This is a genomic window from Chitinophagales bacterium, assembly GCA_013816805.1.
Classification (GTDB): domain Bacteria; phylum Bacteroidota; class Bacteroidia; order Chitinophagales; family UBA10324; genus MGR-bin340.
In genome coordinates this window covers 31,303-47,901 of record JACDDS010000005.1, presented here as the reverse complement: position 1 = coordinate 47,901, position 16,599 = coordinate 31,303, and the positions used below count along the sequence as shown (strand labels likewise).

13 protein-coding genes are annotated in these 16,599 nt (G+C 39.5%); 10 read left to right on the top strand and 3 right to left on the bottom strand.

The window, feature by feature from the left end:
* Window positions 1-68: 68 nt before the first annotated feature.
* Genes H0W62_05330 through H0W62_05320 form a run of 3 tightly spaced genes read left to right on the top strand, consistent with a single transcriptional unit; the run spans window position 69 to window position 3,674 of the window.
* A complete protein-coding gene (locus H0W62_05330; protein ID MBA3647961.1) occupies window positions 69-1,301 on the top strand; it encodes a glycosyltransferase family 4 protein in 1,233 nt (410 codons plus the stop codon).
* Complete coding sequence (locus H0W62_05325; protein MBA3647960.1) at window positions 1,298-2,470, top strand: glycosyltransferase; 1,173 nt, start codon at window positions 1,298-1,300, stop codon at window positions 2,468-2,470. The genes H0W62_05330 and H0W62_05325 overlap by 4 nt, the downstream gene beginning before the upstream one ends.
* Window positions 2,439-3,674, top strand: a complete 1,236-nt coding sequence (locus tag H0W62_05320; protein MBA3647959.1) for a bifunctional 3,4-dihydroxy-2-butanone-4-phosphate synthase/GTP cyclohydrolase II — start codon at window positions 2,439-2,441, stop codon at window positions 3,672-3,674. The genes H0W62_05325 and H0W62_05320 overlap by 32 nt, the downstream gene beginning before the upstream one ends.
* A gap of 336 nt (window positions 3,675-4,010) precedes the next feature.
* Here the strand turns inward: H0W62_05320 and H0W62_05315 are convergent, their stop codons facing one another.
* Window positions 4,011-4,412, bottom strand: a complete 402-nt coding sequence (locus tag H0W62_05315; GenBank protein ID MBA3647958.1) for an OsmC family protein — start codon at window positions 4,410-4,412, stop codon at window positions 4,011-4,013.
* Between the two features lie 59 nt (window positions 4,413-4,471).
* Between H0W62_05315 and H0W62_05310 the strand changes: the two genes are divergently transcribed.
* The 3 genes from H0W62_05310 to H0W62_05300 all read left to right on the top strand — a co-directional run bounded on the left by H0W62_05310 (window position 4,472) and on the right by H0W62_05300 (window position 8,872).
* Window positions 4,472-5,239: a hypothetical protein gene (locus tag H0W62_05310; GenBank protein ID MBA3647957.1), complete on the top strand. Its 768-nt coding sequence runs from the start codon at window positions 4,472-4,474 to the stop codon at window positions 5,237-5,239.
* Between the two features lie 5 nt (window positions 5,240-5,244).
* Window positions 5,245-6,117 carry a lipoyl synthase gene (gene lipA / locus H0W62_05305; GenBank protein ID MBA3647956.1) on the top strand — a complete coding sequence of 291 codons (873 nt, stop codon included), beginning with the start codon at window positions 5,245-5,247 and terminating at the stop codon, window positions 6,115-6,117.
* Window positions 6,118-6,274: 157 nt separating this feature from the next.
* Window positions 6,275-8,872: a T9SS type A sorting domain-containing protein gene (locus H0W62_05300; protein MBA3647955.1), complete on the top strand. Its 2,598-nt coding sequence runs from the start codon at window positions 6,275-6,277 to the stop codon at window positions 8,870-8,872.
* A 57-nt stretch (window positions 8,873-8,929) separates the two neighbouring features.
* Here H0W62_05300 and H0W62_05295 read toward each other — a convergent pair whose 3' ends face one another.
* A complete protein-coding gene (locus H0W62_05295) occupies window positions 8,930-9,433 on the bottom strand; it encodes a phosphoribosyltransferase (GenBank protein MBA3647954.1) in 504 nt (167 codons plus the stop codon).
* A gap of 35 nt (window positions 9,434-9,468) precedes the next feature.
* Window positions 9,469-11,727, bottom strand: a complete 2,259-nt coding sequence (locus tag H0W62_05290) for a S8 family serine peptidase (protein ID MBA3647953.1) — start codon at window positions 11,725-11,727, stop codon at window positions 9,469-9,471.
* Between the two features lie 83 nt (window positions 11,728-11,810).
* Between H0W62_05290 and H0W62_05285 the strand changes: the two genes are divergently transcribed.
* The 4 genes from H0W62_05285 to H0W62_05270 all read left to right on the top strand — a co-directional run bounded on the left by H0W62_05285 (window position 11,811) and on the right by H0W62_05270 (window position 16,540).
* Window positions 11,811-13,904 (top strand): (Fe-S)-binding protein, encoded by a 2,094-nt coding sequence (locus H0W62_05285; protein MBA3647952.1) that lies wholly within the window; start codon window positions 11,811-11,813, stop codon window positions 13,902-13,904.
* Between the two features lie 55 nt (window positions 13,905-13,959).
* Complete coding sequence (locus tag H0W62_05280; protein MBA3647951.1) at window positions 13,960-14,448, top strand: ABC transporter ATPase; 489 nt, start codon at window positions 13,960-13,962, stop codon at window positions 14,446-14,448.
* Window positions 14,449-14,572: 124 nt separating this feature from the next.
* Window positions 14,573-15,844 (top strand): HAMP domain-containing histidine kinase, encoded by a 1,272-nt coding sequence (locus H0W62_05275; GenBank protein MBA3647950.1) that lies wholly within the window; start codon window positions 14,573-14,575, stop codon window positions 15,842-15,844.
* 3 nt (window positions 15,845-15,847) lie between these two features.
* Complete coding sequence (locus H0W62_05270; protein MBA3647949.1) at window positions 15,848-16,540, top strand: response regulator transcription factor; 693 nt, start codon at window positions 15,848-15,850, stop codon at window positions 16,538-16,540.
* The last annotated feature ends 59 nt before the right edge of the window (window positions 16,541-16,599 follow it).

The following is a 16,599-nucleotide window of genomic DNA, read 5'->3' as shown; positions in this document are numbered from 1 at the left end:
CAGCTTGATAACTTCTCAAACAAAAATTCGTCAATCATTGTATTTTTGCGCCTCTCATAACCGCTGAAGTGAGGATTCTGCAAGTCTGTAAAAAATTTCCATATCCCCTCCGTGATGGTGAGGTAATTGCCATTCATCAGCTAACCCGTGGATTTCATGATGCAGGACATAAGGTTACGGTGGCAGCCATCAATACTAGGAAGCATTTTTTTCCTCCTGCAGAATTGCCTGTCGAAAATCAGGAGCTTGCCGATTTTCATTCTGTATTGCTCGATACGGATGTGAATTGGTGGGATGCATTGCGCAGCATGTTTCGCGGTGACTCATACAACATTCAAAGATTTGTATCCCCAGATTTTGAAAAATTATTGTCAGGAATTTTACTGAAGAATGAATTTGATATTGTTCAGCTGGAAGGGTTATACTTGTTACCATATTTACTTACTGTCCGTAAATATTCAAAAGCTAAGGTGGTGCTTAGGGCGCACAATATCGAGCACTTAATCTGGGAGCGTAATTCAAAGCTGGTGAAAACAGGTGCAAAGAAGTGGTACTTGCAAACACTGGCGGCGCGCATGAAAGAATTTGAAATATATAACATCAATTCATGCGATGCCTTAATACCGATCTCTGATGTAGATGCTGCCAAATTTATAGAGCTTGGATGCAAGCTGCCAATTCATTCCTGCCCTATTGGAATGAATATTAACGGATCGCTGACTGTAAGCGACAAGATCTCATTCAAATTTCCGGAACGTGAAATTGCTGAAGAAAAAGATTCTCTTGCATATATAGGGTCCATGGACTGGCTGCCCAACCGCGAAGGCATAGAATGGTTTCTGGAGAAGGTTTGGCCAAAAGTGCATGGTCAGTACCCGAAAGCAAAACTATTCTTAGCCGGCAGAAATTTTCCTGAAGATTTTCCTGACACTAAGCAGCCTAATCTGGAGCTGGTAGGTGAAGTGGAAAATGCGAGGGCATTCATTCGTTCTAAAGCCATCATAATCGTCCCCCTGTTTTCCGGAAGCGGCATTCGTGTTAAAATTATTGAGGCCATGGCAGAAGGTAAACCAGTAATAGCTACCACAGTGGCAGCCGAAGGGATTGATATAACAAATGGTGAAAACATTTTAATTGCAGATGATGCGGATGGGTTTGCAAGACATATTAAAAAATGTCTGAATGATGCTGAGTTTGCCCATCAGCTGGGCGAGAACAGTCGTACTTTTGTGAAACAACATTATGATATCCGCAAACACATAGAACACTTGCTACAGTTTTATCAATCTCTTTTGAAGTGATAGCAATAGAATTAATTTTCTGGTGCTCCGTAATCCTATTGTTTCACAGTTATATTTTTTATCCGCTTCTCCTTCAACTATTTTCAAGAAATAGATCTCAGAATAAAGTTACATATGATCTTAATGAAGAATTGCCCGATGTTTCCATTTTACTGGCAGTCTATAATGAAGAAGAGGTAATTGAGAAGAAAATAATAAGCACCTTCAACACATCCTACCCTATTGACAAAATTGAATTTTTAATTGGCTCAGATCAATCTACAGATCGTTCAGAGGAGATCATTCTAAAGTACTCAGAACGCTTTCCTAAGCTGAAATTGATACGTTTTTATCAGCGTAGCGGTAAGGTAAATATTATGAACCGGCTGGCTGAACTATCGCGGGGGCAAATTTTGTTACTTACTGATGCAAATGTTTTTTTTTCTGAAACCGTTATCTATGAGCTGGTAAAACACTTTAAACAACAGCCGGTTGCTCTTGTTGGAGCCAACATCTTAAATCCGAATCTGAAGACGGATGGCATTTCATTTCAGGAGAGCTCCTACTTATTCATGGAAAACCATATTAAATATCTGGAAGGTATTTTATGGGGTGGAATGATGGGAGCCTTCGGAGGTTGTTATGCTATAAGGAAGGATTACTTTATACCAGTTCCTGATAAGTTTATAGTGGATGATTTTTATATTACCATGTCCGTTCTGGAACAGCGTGGAAAAGCGCTTGCAGAACTGAATGCTGTCTGTTATGAGGATGTAAGTAACAGGATTGCAGAAGAATTTCGCCGTAAAAGCAGGATAGCTACCGGAAATTTTCAGATTATTGGACGGTTTAATAAACTATTGTCGCCATCCAAAGGCGGAATTGCCTTTGCCTTTTGGTCGCATAAAGTGTTGCGCTGGATGGGTCCTTTTTTTATCATTGGGGCATATTTGAGCAACTTTGCCTTATCCTTCAGCAATACATTCTATAACCTTTGCTTCTGGATTCAATGCATTCTGCTTCTCATCCCGATTTTGGATTCAGTGCTGCGAAAACTAAAAGTGCATTTTTTTGGTTTACGATATATCACGCATTTCTATGTAATGAATCTTGCATTACTAAATGGTTTTTTTAAATTTATAGGAGGAGTTAAAAACAATGTCTGGACGCCAACACAACGGAATCAATAATTTTCAATTCCATACTATTGAAGAGGCCATTGATGATATTCGTAATGGAAAGCTCGTGATTGTGGTTGATGATGAAGACCGTGAAAATGAGGGAGATTTTATTACTGCTGCGCAGAATGCAACTCCTGAGATCATCAATTTTATGTCTAAGGAGGGCCGTGGTCTTGTTTGTGCTCCTTTAACAGAACAGCGTTGCGATGAATTGAATCTGAACCTAATGGTGGGTAAGAATACCGCATTACATCAAACTCCTTTTACAGTTTCTGTGGATCTGCTTGGAAACGGAGTAACCACCGGTATTTCAGCATTCGACCGCTCCAAAACCATACAAGCTCTTATTAATCCTGAAACAAAGCCGGATGATTTAGGAAGGCCGGGTCACATTTTCCCGTTAAAAGCCATCACAGGCGGCGTACTGCGAAGAGCCGGTCACACAGAGGCAACTGTTGATCTTGCTCGTCTCGCCGGATTTGATCCGGCTGGAGTGCTCGTAGAAATTATCCATGATGATGGCAGCATGGCCCGCTTACCGGAATTAGTGAATGTGGCACAGAAATTTAATCTTAAGCTGATAACTATAAAAGATTTAATTGAATACAGGCTTAAAAACGAATCTCTTATCAGGAAAGAAGTGGTTGTGAATATGCCTACCGATTGGGGTGTCTTTAAGTTACATGCTTACTCCCAAATCAATACCGGCGATGTGCATCTTGCACTGGTAAAAGGAAACTTTGAAAAGAATGATTCCGTTCTTGTACGGGTGCATTCCTGTTGTCTTACAGGAGACGTATTTGGATCGCAAAGGTGTGATTGCGGAGGTCAGCTGCATGATGCCATGTACATGGTAGAACAGGAAGGAAGGGGAGTAGTATTATATATGAATCAGGAAGGAAGGGGTATTGGCTTGCTTAATAAGTTAAAGGCTTATGCTTTACAGGAACAGGGCTTCGATACTGTGGATGCTAATATACAATTGGGATTTGGAATGGATGAAAGAGATTATGGCGTAGGCGCTCAGATTTTGCGCGATCTGGGAATTCAAAAAATCCGGCTTATGACTAATAATCCAAAAAAAAGGGCAGGATTAAAGGGATATGGTTTGGAAATAGTTGAAAACGTTCCCATTGAGCAATATCCGAATCCACATAATGAAAGCTATTTAAAAACAAAGCGTGATAAAATGGGGCATGAAATATTAAAATGATATTATGGCTTTAATTGTTTTCTGCCATTCCGAAAACGTTGATCTATATGTCCCACAGTTCAATTTTCTTTCTTCCCGATCCATATTAAGAAGAAATTTTCTTGTTATCTGCACTTCTGAATTCGAACAGAGAATGTATCTACTACCAATCCCAAATGGAATATCCATTCCCGCATAGTTTAGATTATCGCATTAAAAAAATACTACCAAAGCCGGTAAGTAGTTTAAGGTTTGTTATCCATTGTATTTAGAATTCTTTTTCTATAAGAAGTAATAATTAAAATAAATATGTTTAACCCGCTGCAGATATAATGGATAGTCATTAACTGGCAACCTTTAAAATATGAATGTCATTTCTTTTTTAATATCAGGATGTAAGCTGAGCATTACAGGACAGGTTCTTGCTGCATGTTCAATTAACTTTTTTTCTTTCTGAGAATAATTGAAGAATGGAAAATAGAAAGTAATGTGTACTTCAGAAATTCTTCTGGGATTATTGCTCATTACTTTAGTAACTTCAGCTTTGCTCCCTTCAATATTAAATCCATGCATCTCTGCTGCAATTCCGATGGTAGTAAGTGCACAAACAGCAGTTGACGATGAAGTTAAATCGGTTGGTGAAAATGCCTTTCCTCTTCCATGATTATCCGTCGGCGCATCGGTAATTATTTTATCGCCTGATTGAAGATGCGTCATTTCGCATCTCAATTCACCCTTATAAGTTACTTCACAAGTCATAGATTAATCATTTTTTATAAAGGTATTCAAATGTAGACCAAATGTTCTAATATTGAAGTGTGAAATACTTAGCCGGCATAGCCATTTTGCTTGTGTATTCGTCCTTGGCTTTTGCTCAAACTTCAGACAACCGGAAAGGCATTATTTATAACCACGAACTGAGCGGGGGCTTAAGCTTACATACTACCGGATGGGGCGTTTTTGTTGATAAAGCCTCACGCACTTCTCTTCGCAGAAAAACCATTTATGAATTTGAATTTACGCAGATTCACAGCCCAAAAGAAATAAAGCAAACCATAGATTTTGGATTTTCTTTTTTAGGAATTAATTCTCCAAAACCATTTGTTTACGGCAAGCAAAATAATTTCTACCAGTTACATGCTTCGCTTGGCCGGGAAATCCTGATTGCCGAGCGTGCAGAAAAAAGTGGAGTGCAGGTTGGAATAAAAGCAGTTGGTGGATTATCTCTTGGATTACTAAAGCCTTATTACCTCGACCTTTTATATCCTGTAGATAATACTACTTCCTATAGAATAGAAACGCAGAAATATACTTCAGAAACAGCCGATAAATTCCTGGATTGGTTTTCAATTTATGGAGGTGCCGGATTTGCTTATGGATTGGGGGAAATAAAAGTAATTCCAGGCTTGCATTTTAAATCCGGATTAACATTCGACTGGGCGACTTATGATGATTTTGTAAAAACATTGGAAGTTGGAGTTTCACTCGAGGCATACTATAAGAGAATCCCGGTAATGGTAATTAAAAAGAATGCTCAGTTTTATCCTAATGTTTATTTGAGCGTTCAGTTTGGAAAAAAGTGGTGAGCCAAATGGAAGCAAACATTCTTTCGTCAAAACCACCCCGGTTAAAAAAACCGGATTGGCTCAGAGTTAAATTACCCACTGGTGAAAATTACCGCCATGTAAGGAGCCTGGTAGATCAATATAAACTTCATACGATATGTGAAAGTGGTAATTGTCCTAATATGGGGGAATGCTGGGGAGCTGGTACAGCTACTTTTATGATTCTTGGGAATGTTTGCACGCGTTCCTGTGGGTTTTGTGCTGTGGCTACAGGGATGCCCACAGAACTGGATTGGGATGAACCGCTGCGTGTTGCAGAAGCAATAAAGCTGATGGGTGTTAAGCATGCGGTGATCACTTCCGTGAACAGGGATGAATTAAAAGATGGCGGTGCAGATATTTGGGCAGCTACAGTTAAGGCAGTACGCACCTTAAGTCCGGGAACAACTTTGGAAACACTGATTCCGGATTTTAAAGGAAATACGGCGAGCATAGATAAAATGATAGAAGCAGCCCCAGAGGTAGTTTCGCATAACATGGAAACCATTCCCCGCTTATATAGAAAAGTGCGTCCTCAGGCGAAATATGATCGCTCACTTTCAGTAATAAAAAGATTAAAAGATGGGGGCATTAGAACAAAATCGGGCATTATGGCCGGCCTTGGAGAAACCCGGGACGAAGTATTTAAGGTTATGGATGATCTTTTAGAGTGGGGGTGTGATATAATGACGATTGGGCAATATCTTCAACCGACAAAAAATCACCTGGAAGTTATTGAATGGATTCATCCGGATATTTTTTTGGAATATAGATTAGCAGGCATATCCAGGGGATTTAAATATATTGAAAGTGGTCCTTTAGTGCGGTCGTCTTACCATGCCGAACGACATCTTGCATAAATATTTCCTTTTACAAAGCTGTGACCCGTGATAAAGGATTAATATTTCTTTTGGAAGAATCTTTTCTAATTTAGCGACTTACACCTACAACCAAACCATGAGAATACCATTACTCACAGGATTATTTATTGCGTTAACCTTAACCTCATTAATGTACATGTTCCAGAAAATAAGTTTGGATTCTGAACAGAATGAGACTCAGGATGCGCGCGGCTATATCGATTACATGTACCGTATTCGGGCAAATCAAATAACCGGTAAATTAGATCTAAACGACGAAGTAAGAGCTTATAATGCTGCAGAGACGTTGGTCTCTTCCCGCAGCCTTGGCATTCAGTGGCAGGAGATGGGACCTGACAATGTCGGTGGACGAACCCGAGCCATTCTATTTGATGCAAAAAATGCAAATGTAGTTTTTGCCGCGGGTGTTTCCGGAGGATTGTGGAAAAGCACAAATGGCGGCCAATCCTGGCAAAATATCGGGGATCAGTATAAATGCCTGACGATAGTAAGCCTTGCGCAGGGCCCAACGGGTGATATTTACTTTGGTACCGGAGAAGGTTTATACTTCAACAATGGTACAGGTACCGGCGGATTTATAGGCCAGGGGATCTGGAAATCTACAGATGGCGGTAATTTTTTCAGCCAGCTGCAGTCTACACAGCCTGTATCCGCCGTAAATGTTTTTGTAGATTGGGCTGACGTCAATCGAATAGCAGTGAGCCCCAACGATCCTAACAGAGTATACGCCGCTACCAATACCGGTTTAAAAGTATCTCACGATGGCGGCCTCTCCTGGGTGGCTGTTTACGGGCCTGTAGGTGTCATTTCGTCAACAGATGTAAAAACGGGAAACGATGGCTATGTTCATGCCAGCATAGGCAATAAATATTACAGATCTACTGCACCTGATGGAGATGATTTTCAGCTGCCAACCGGGCAAAGTTCTTTTTTTACAGGCAGCTTTAGCAGAATTGAATTAGCAGTAGCGCAATCTGATGCTAATTATGTATATGCCAGCACGGTAAATAGTTCAGGTGGAATGGCTGGCGTTTTTCAATCTACTGATGCAGGACTTAGCTGGACGCAGATTGGACCGGGTAACAGTGTAAATTTTAATCCCTTCGCTTTTTTTGAACCTCAAAGCGGTGGTCAGGGAGATTATGATGATGCAGTTACTGTTTCTTTAACGGATCCTCAAACAATTTTTGTAGGAGGTTCGGGTATCATGTATCGCTATACATCCACAACGGGATGGGTTAAAATAGTAGATGCTTATCAAAATCCTTTTTTTGGATTCTATGTTCACCCGGATATGCATGCGCTGGTTTTTAATCCTTTTAAACCAACTCAAATGCTTATAGGTTGTGATGGAGGAGTATATATTACTGATAATGCGCTCCAGGATCAGCCTGAATTTTATTCAGCAGACCGCAATTACCGCGTTACTCAAATGTATTCTGTGGCTGCTGCCGCTACCGGCGAAGTCACAGGAGGTACCCAGGATAATGGGACGATTTATATTGATTTTTTAGGAAACACTACTATGTCCGGGGATGCAATATTCGGTGGCGATGGTGGATATACAGAAATTTCACATAATAATCCGGATGCTTTTTTTGGAGGTACCCCGAATGGTGTTTTATTTCGATCTCCGTCAAAAGGCGGAGGCGCTTCTACTTTTTTCGACTTTCGTATTGATAAGGATAATAACGGGAAAATAGATGAGGGTGCTGAATTTGTAACTCCTTTTATATTGTGGGAACAGCTGGATTCCCCTCAGGTTTCTTTTTACGCCTGTGGAAGCAGCAAAAGTATTTGGTTTACTCCATACGCAGTTAATTTTTCGATAATTCCCGATTGGTTCCGGCTAAGCTCTACTATTGGCGCAGTTTCCTGTATAAGTTTTTCACACGATGGAAACGACTTATATGCAGGCACTACGGCAGGATACGTTTACCATTGCGGCAATATTAAGGATGTTTTTAACGCCGGAAAATTTCATTATTCTTCTCCTACATCTACTGTATGGAATGTTGCAGATAGTGGCATTAAGGTAACTTCGGTTTTAGTGGCAAGTGGCCGGTATATCCGCTCCGTTGCAATTGACCCGACTAACAACAATAATATTGTAGTAACGGCAGGTAATTATGGTAATACCAGCTATGTCTGGAAATCGAATAATGCTTTGTCAGATACTATAGTTATGGCCGACATTACAGGCGATCTGCCGATGATGCCGGTGTACGGATCAACTATAGATATTTCTAATCCCAATAATCTGATAGTAGGTACCGATTTCGGTGTTTATTCTCAGGATTTGAGTACAGGTGTTTGGTCAGAAGAAAATACAGGAATGGCTCATGTTCCCACTCTTATGGTTCGGCAAATTCCGTTTAATACAATCCCCTACCTCTACATAGCAACTCACGGCCGTGGAATATTCCGTTCAAGTACGCTTGCCGGAGTGAACGTAGGTATTTCTTCTCAGAACACGATTTTGGATAATGTTATTGTTTTTCCAAATCCTGTGTCCAGCCTGGTTAATGTAAACCTAAACTTAGCAAAGCCGGCGCTGATAAATATTAGCATTTTTGATTTAAACGGTAAGCATTTTGCTAATGAATTGCATAATTTACCTTCAGGAGAAAATACTGTAGCAATTAAGACCAATAGTCTTGCAAACGGAACTTACCTGTTAAAGGTACAAGCTGAATCATCTGTGTTTACGAAAAAGTTTGTAGTAATAAAATAATGTTTAACATTGAATCAGACAACTCCGCAATTATTTGCGGAGTTTTTTTTTATGCCGTTAGCTCAGGTAAACGGCTTCGGTAAGTCCGGAGCCAATTTCAACCGTTATGTGTTCCTGCATATTGGTTGAAAGGCAAAGCCCTACGTAATCCGCGCAAACCGGATAGACCTTATGCTTGCGGTCAATGAGAACAGCTACCTGTATTTTTTTCGGAGCAAAATCAAGGAAAGGTTTCATGGCATATAATAAAGTCTTTCCGGTGTTTGCGACGTCATCACACACGATAACAACTTTATTGTTAGCTGTGGAAGGATCAATACCCATCAGTATCTGAGAACCTGACGGTCTGTGTTTTTCCAGTTGTATATCTGTCAAAATAATGGAAATCTTGCTAAACATGCGAAGCTTTGATTCCAGCTTTTGGGCAAATACAAATCCTTTTTGCCTGATGCCGGCCAAAATGATCTCGTGCTCATCGTCGTTGTTCTCCAGTATTTCATATCCTATACGTTCTGTTTTTTTATCTATATCGTCAGCGGTAAGAATTAATGATCTGTTTATAGCTTCCATTTGGCAATTTGATGTAGAATTCTATATTAAAAAACAACCATTTTCCCGGTACTTAATATCCTGACACCTGTTTGCAACAGGTAAAGATAGATACCTGGTTGAAGAGGGTTCTCAAAGCTTACCGTACCTTTTCGTTCATGTAATTTTATAACGTTATAGATATAACCTGAAATATCAGTAATCAAAATTTTACAATTCGAATTTTGATCCAGGTCATAGGAAAAGTTTGTAAAAGAGTGAAAGGGGTTCGGAAAGCAGGAAAAGGAAAAATTTTTGTGCTGAGTAAGGATTTCTGAAAGATAAATACACGAGCCATTATCCACAGTAGCATCCGAATTATAGTTAGTAGAGGCGGGATCCGTACATCCGTAGCTTATTATATTGGTCATAGCTGCAAAAGCATCTGCTTTGCCATAACCCCAATGGTTATCTGGTAAATCCGGTCCTGTATACTGGTCCTTTGTTGCAGAAAATAAAATTGCATCTTTCACTTCTTTCCAATTTGCCGCAGGTTTTTTTTCTAAATATAATACTGCAATCCCTGCAACTACCGGCGAAGCCATAGAAGTGCCCCCATTGGAATTATGTAATCCACCCAGGGCAACTTTAAAAGGCTGGTATAATAAAAGATTCTGAAGGGTCAGCAAATTGCCGCTAGTAAGTGTGCGGTTACCGGGTGCTGTAATATCGGGTTTTATTCTTCCATCCCGGGAAGGTCCAAAGCTTGATGAAATGGCTAATTGCCCGGTAGTATCCGAGGTAAAAATTTGAAGATTTCCATTAACATCAATGTATTGATTACGATTTGTAAAGTTACCCACCGTTATTACTTTATCAGAACAGCTGAAGCTGCTTACAATAGTTTCCTGAGTATCCGGTACTTTATATCGAGAAATATCTGGGAATGAAACCGAATCCGGCAAATCAGAATATATAATATCAGATGTTCCCGTGGTGGTAAGGCCGCTCCATAAATCAAACTTCCCGCTTCCATTTGTGATGAACCGCCAAAGATCAGAAGTATTTGCAGAAGTTATAAAAACATCGCATGAATATGTGCTGTCAAATGCCTGAACATTTATGGATATTATTCCGGTTTCCAACCCCGCATTCCAAAGTGTATCCATTAAGCTGGGCGCTCCTGAAGGTAAATCAAAATCGTTTTTGAGGTTATAGTATTTCGTTCTGCCCTCAAAGAAAAATGGATTTGTATTATCTGCGCCAATAGCAAAATTAAAGGAGTCTGCCTCTGATTTATTGATCCACCACTCAAAGAAAACTCCCGGAATATTAGGAGCATATTTGAACCACGTAAAAGCGGAATCTGTTTGTATTTGATATCCCAGATGAAAAGGAATATTACCTGCATTACCTGCAGCACAAACAAAGGTCCTTCCACTTTGGGAAGCAATTAAGCTATCAATTAACAGTGCTGCAAGGTCTAGCCCATCATGCGAACCAAAATAGGTGCCGATGCTCGCATTAATAACGCACGGTTCATGCAATTCGGCTGCTTTATCAAAAGCGTATTTCGTTGCGTCTACAACATTATTCAGGAAGTTTTCACCCATATCCACTGCAACCACAAGCAGATCTGAAGCAGGAGCAACTCCGTAAAAATTATTTACAGCCAAACCATTACTTGCTGCTATTCCCGATACATTTGATCCGTGACCATACTCATAATACGGTTCCACATGTGTGCAGCTTCCCGAATTAATTGCGTCAGAATCCCACTCCTGGCCATAATTATAGGGCTGAGGTATATTTCCACCCGTTATTGAAGTCTGATCCCATAAAAATTTTATTCTGGTAGTGCCATCGGCATTCTGAAAATCAGGATGATGGATATCAATTCCATCATCCAGCACCGCAATTACCACTCCTTTTCCATCGTAAGGTTGGGCTAATGGAAACAGCCCCTGATGTACGGGATTTACATTCGCATTTACCAAAGTCATTTCATCAAAAAGTTTCCCGCTGCCGTATAATCCTTCAATGCTTATAATATCCCTTTGTTTTACAAAACTATTTATCTTATTGAGTGGAAGAGATATTGAGCTAAGATTACCTATTGTAAACTTATAAATACCTCCTGATTCTTTGGTTATTTCTTCAAGGGCCGGGTTGTTGCTTTTTACAATTAAAGAAACCATTCTTCCCGAATTCACGGGTTGACTCAGTGCTCTTCTGAGGCCTGTATTCATCGATGCCGTGTGCTGGCTTCGAACAGACATTGGTAAAATGAGGGTATAAATAAAAACGTAATTTATTATTCTCTTCATAATAAATTACTTTTGAAAAATTCCATAAGTGTGATGTTATGGCTGAAAATCTAAGCAGCACTTACCATTAAAAATAGCAATAAATGCCTATAGCCCAAGTCGTCTTTATTATCTGCTTTATTATTGCTATTTCAGTTTTCACCATTAATGTGCGAAAGATAATTCGCAACATCCATCTTGGAAGGGATGTGCTGATTGAGGGAAGTAAAAAGAAAAGATGGAATATCCTGTTTCGTGTAGCGCTTGGTCAATCGAAAATGATGGCAAAGCCTGTGGTTGGATTTTTTCACCTGATAATTTATGCAGGTTTTATCATTGTTAATATTGAAGTGCTTGAAATAATAATTGATGGAATTTTCGGGACGCATCGGATCTTATCAAAGGTTTTACCCATACCATTTTATAATTTTCTTATTGGGAGCTTTGAGATTCTGGCATTCGGGGTGTTGATAGCCTGTATAGTTTTTTTAGCCAGAAGGAATATTGTTAAGGTTCCCCGGCTTACCTCCAGTGATCTTGACGGCTGGCCTCGCCGTGATGGGAACAATATTCTGATTATGGAAATTCTGCTGATGATAGCTTTTTTGTCTTTAAATGCTACTGATCACCTTTTACAAATCAGAGCTGCAGAATCCTTTACAAAGGCTGGCGCTTTTCCCGTTAGTGATGTTTTCTTCTCGCCTATATATTCCTCATTATCTATTTCGGGTTTGCAAACCGTTGAGAGGTCTGCGTGGTGGTTCCATATAATCGGAATATTTTTCTTCTTGAATTACCTGGTTATTTCAAAGCATTTTCATATTATCATTTCCTTCCCGAATGTCTTTTACTCAAATCTTTTTCCTCAGGGAAAATTTAACAACCTGGCTTCCGTAACCCGTGAAGTAAAATTAATGCTTGACCCTTCCACAGAGCCGCCTGCTACAGAACTATCTTCGGAGCGGTTCGGAGCAAAAGATATTTTTGATCTGAACTGGAAGCAGTTGATGGATGCCTATTCCTGCACCGAATGCGGACGATGTACTGCAGCATGTCCTGCCAGTATTACCGGTAAAAAACTATCTCCCCGCCTTATCATGATGAAAACCCGGGACCGCATGGAAGAGGTGGGAAAAAATATTGATAAACATGGAAGCGATTATAACGATAGTAAAACATTATTAGGCAATTATATTACTGAAGAAGAGCTGTGGGCCTGCACCACCTGTAATGCCTGTGTGCAGGAATGTCCTGTAAATATTTCACCCTTAAGTATCATAATGGATTTACGGCGAAGCCTGGTGATGGAAGAATCTAAAGTGCCAAATGAGCTGACAATGATGAACTCAAACATCGAAAATAATGGTGCACCATGGCAGTTTTCGCAAGCCGATCGATTTAATTGGGCAGATGGCCTGGAGATCAGTACCATGAACGACGTTGCTTCAAAAGGTGAAAAAATTGAAGTGCTGTTTTGGGTAGGCTGTGCAGGCTCTTTTGATGAGCGAAATAAAAATGTAACACGCTCATTTGCTAAAATTTTAAAGCAGGCAGGTATTAAGTTCGCTGTATTGGGAACTGAAGAAACCTGCAATGGTGACCCTGCAAAACGCGCAGGCAACGAATTTTTATTTCAGATGCAAGCCATGTCGAATATCAGTACCTTAAATACTTACGGAGTGGAAAAAATTGTAACAGCTTGCCCGCATTGCTTCAATACTATAAAAAATGAATACCCCGGCCTTGGCGGAAGTTATGAAGTACTGCATCACTCTTCTTTCCTTCAGCAGTTGATTCTGGATGGAAAAATAAAAGTGCAGACTGAAGAAAGCCGAAGCGTCGAAACCATTACCTATCACGATTCCTGCTACATAGGAAGGGGAAATGGAATTTATGAGGCGCCCCGGCAGGTGCTTGAATCCCTTAAAGCTGACTTAAAAGAGATGAAACGGTGTGGCTCAAAAGGATTGTGTTGCGGAGCAGGGGGAGCACAGGTGTTCAAAGAAGAAGAACCAGGAAAAAAACGCGTAAACGCAGAAAGAGCTGAAGAAGCAATTGCAACAGGTGCGAAAACTGTGGCAGTTGCCTGTCCGTTTTGTATGACCATGCTTGATGATGGATTAAAGCATGCAGGTGGTGAAAATGCACCTAAATTAAAAGACATTTCAGAGCTGATAGCAGAAGCTCAGGGATTATAGATAGCATTTTTCATGACCGGTATCTAATAGTATCTTTGACGATATAAATAATTCAATGAATCAAAATTTCGATGATCAATCCAGGGTTTGGATCTATACGTGCAATCGTGCATTTACAGACACTGAGTCTCGCGATATCAATAATGCTTTGAAATTGTTTTGTAAAGAATGGACGGCTCACGGATCAACCCTTCTGGCAAAGGGAGAAATTTTTTACAACCGCTTCATTGTTTTAATGGTGGATGAAACACATGCCGGGGCAAGTGGTTGCTCAATAGATAAATCAGTGCACTTTATGCAGGTTATTGAATCTGAATACCAGGTGCAATTATTTAACCGCCTGTTAGTGTCCTGGAAAGCAGGAAATAATATAAATGTAACGGCACTTAATGACCTCGATAAGTTAATTGAAAATGGAGAAATTACAGAGGACACTTTAGTATTTAACAATACCATCACTTTAAAAAAACATTTTGACCAGCGCTGGATTATTCCTTTAAAAGAAAGCTGGTTAGCTTCTCGGGTATCTTTAGTAAAAGGGTGAATCCCGGCATTGCAAATCAAGGTTTTCATTCAATTTATATACATCCAAACCTTCACCTGATTAAAAATTTCTTTTTAGAAAATCCTCTAATTGTAGATTGGCTTTTTGCCCTATTTAATTATTAATGCAAAATCGCAGTATTCAAATAGTTACCATTCTGGCTTTGCTTGCCATAACAGGAATTGTTGTTCTGCAAATATTCTGGTTTCGAAAAGCTTTTGATGTGAATGAGAAAGAATTCGACCAAAACGTATTTACTGCATTACAAAGGGTAGGAGAGCAAATCCTCACAATTAATAATCAGCAAATTCCCAACAGCGGATTGGTTAACCAGTTATCAGGTAATTATTTTGTTGTAAGCGTAAATGGCGAAATAGATACCAAGGCCCTTGAATCGCTGCTCAAAGCTGAATTTAAGAATCGGGGTCTATTAATGGATTTTGAATATGGCGTATATGATTGTAATCACCAAAAGTTAGTGTATGGAAATTATGTTTCTTTCACTGCATCAGAAAAGGAGCGTATTACACATGAACTACCACAGTGGAAAAATGACCTGTATTATTTCAGCGTGAATTTTCCGGATAAGGGAAGCCAGCTAACAGGTTCTTTAGGGATATGGCTATTTTCATCAGCTGTATTATTGCTGGTTGTGTTGTTTTTTGCCTTCGCCCTTATCACCATCCTTCGTCAGAAGCAGTTATCGCAGATTCAAAAAGACTTTGTAAACAACATGACTCATGAATTTAAAACGCCGGTTTCTACCATACTGGTTACATCTAAACTGCTGAACAGATCAGAAATATTACAACAAACATCCTCTGTGGTGCAATATTCAAACTTGATTCAGCAGGAAGCGCTTCGCTTGAAAAACCAGGTGGAACGGGTGTTACAGGTTGCAGTATGGGATGAGAAGAAAATGAAATATCAATTCAGTGAAATTGATTTAAATATTTTTTTAAGAAATTCTATACTTGGTTTAGAGCAATTAACAATTGACAAAGGAGGTGCAATTGAGCATGAACTCCTGGCTGTTTTTTCAATGATTATAGGAGATGCAATGCACCTCTCAAACGTAATCTTTAATTTAGTTGATAATGCAGTTAAATATAATGAAGCAATTCCCCGGATTCTTATAAGCACCAGAAATGCAGGTCAATTTGTAGAATTGATTGTGAAGGACAATGGAATCGGAATTGTAAAAAAAAACCGGAGACGCATTTTTGATCGTTTTTACCGGGTACCAACCGGAGATGTTCACGATGTGAAAGGCTTTGGGCTGGGTTTGTATTATGTAAAAACGGTTATGAAGGATCACAATGGAAATGTTCGTATTATAAGTTCGCCTGGTGAGGGAACAGAGGTTATTCTCGCGTTTCCCCTCCTAAAAATATAACTGATGCAATTGACCAAAGCAACTATTTTATTAGTGGAAGACGATAAAAACCTCGCATCGGTGATTCGTGATTTTCTTGGATTATCCGGCTTAAATGTAACAGTGTGTGACGACGGAAAATCTGCATTGGATAAATTTATCAATGAAAAGTTTGATCTATGCATCCTTGATGTGATGCTCCCAAAGATGGATGGATATGCATTGGCAGAACAAATAAGGCAGATAAATCAGGAAGTTCCTATTTTGTTTCTCACTTCAAAGTCCGGAAAGGAAGATCGCATTAAAGGATTTAAAACCGGTGGAGATGATTTTATAACCAAACCTTTTAATATTGAAGAGCTTGTTTTACGTATTGAAGTGTTCTTAAAAAGGAGTAAAAGTGCCCATTCTAAAGAAAAGCTTTTTCGTTTTGGAGCATGTGTCTTTGACTATTTGAATTATGAATTAACTGTTAAAAAGAAAAAATTAAAGCTTACGGAGAAAGAGTCTGAAGTTCTGAAAACACTTTGTTCAAGTATGAACCAGCTTGTGAAGCGCAACGATCTGCTCCTTAGAGTCTGGGGTAGCGATGATTATTTCCTCGGAAGAAGTCTGGATGTCTTTATTTCCAAGTTAAGAAAATATTTATCTTCAGATCCTCAAGTGGAAATTGAAAACCACCACGGAGTAGGTTTCCGGCTAATTTCAAGAATATAAGTCTATATAAGAAGTTGGCTCACTTTTGTTTATACCTTTCAGTTAATATTACTTTTATA